Consider the following 1029-nt stretch of genomic DNA (forward strand, 5'->3'; position numbering starts at 1 on the left):
GCCGGGTGCGGGGAACATCGGCCGGTCGGGCGGCGTTGGATCCTGGTGTTGGACCGAGTAGGCGAACGCCCGGTGCGGGTCGGTGAGTGGCCGTCGGGTGCTGGGTGAGTGGCCGTCGTCGGTCCGTTGGTCTGTCGTCCCGGCGCGGTGGAATGCCGGGCGGCCCGGGATGGTTGTATCGGGTGCGACCGTGAGACCGCCCCGCCCTTCGGGTTGGCGGGTGTCGTGTGGGTCCACGGTGTGTCTTCGCGACTTTTGTGCGTGTTCTGTTCTGTCCCGTTCGTGATCGGTCATCGCTCTGTGGTGTGGGGTCGGTGTCCGGTTCATTCCCCCTCGGAACGGAGTTCTGCTATGAACACGATCTTCCGTAAGTCTGTTCTGTCTGTTGCTGGTCTGTTGACCGCTGGTGGTGTGGTGGCTGTTCCGATGGCGGCGCAGGCGGCTTCGCCCGGTGCCGATGGTGGTGCTCGTGAGTTGAACATCCGGTACGAGGCGCAGCCGAATTTCTTCTACTGTGGGCCGGCGGCGACGCGGATCGCGTTGACGGCGCAGGGTAAGGCTCCGTCGCAGGATGAGGTGGCGGAGAAGTTGGGGACGACCGAGGCTGGTACTGATTCGGCTGAGGAGACGACCCGGGTGCTCAACGAGGTGATCGGGGAGGCCGGCTACGAGACGACGTCGATCGGCGCTGAGGTGGCGAAGCCGGAGCATGTGGCGAAGTTGAAGGCTGATGTGCGTGAGGCTGTGGATGACGACCGGGCGGTGGTCGCGAACATCATGGGTACGGCGACCGATGTCGACGGGGTGGCGCATTCGTATGAGGGTGGGCACTATCTGACGGTGACTGGTTACCGTGATGGTGGTGACACGGTGAAGATCGCTGACCCGTACTTCGAGGGTCAGGAGTACTGGATGGATCTTGAGGTGCTGGCGGACTGGGCTGCGAAGCGCGGTTACTCCTCCTGATGTGATGTGTGTCGTTGGCCGGGTCCCGCGTACGCGGGACCCGGCCAACACGCGTCCGCAGCT

At 64.5% G+C, this 1029-nt stretch carries 2 protein-coding genes; one reads left to right on the forward strand and one right to left on the reverse strand.

All coding sequences use genetic code 11. The annotated features are described in order from the left end of the window. On the reverse strand, positions 1-237 hold a 237-nt coding region (locus ACFHVL_RS31335; protein WP_416632238.1), incomplete at its 3' end, for a hypothetical protein. Between the two features lie 114 nt (positions 238-351). Between ACFHVL_RS31335 and ACFHVL_RS31340 the strand changes: the two genes are divergently transcribed. Beyond that, positions 352-966: a C39 family peptidase gene (locus ACFHVL_RS31340; protein ID WP_416632239.1), complete on the forward strand. Its 615-nt coding sequence runs from the start codon at positions 352-354 to the stop codon at positions 964-966. Positions 967-1029 lie beyond the last annotated feature (63 nt).

It is taken from the genome of Micromonospora sp. LOL_023, from assembly GCF_048060115.1.
GTDB lineage: Bacteria > Actinomycetota > Actinomycetes > Mycobacteriales > Micromonosporaceae > Micromonospora_E.

Coding starts and splice junctions, on each gene's coding strand:
- ACFHVL_RS31340 (WP_416632239.1), top strand. CDS start 352: ATGAACACGATCTTCCGTAAGTCTGTTCTGTCTGTTGCTGGTCTGTTG.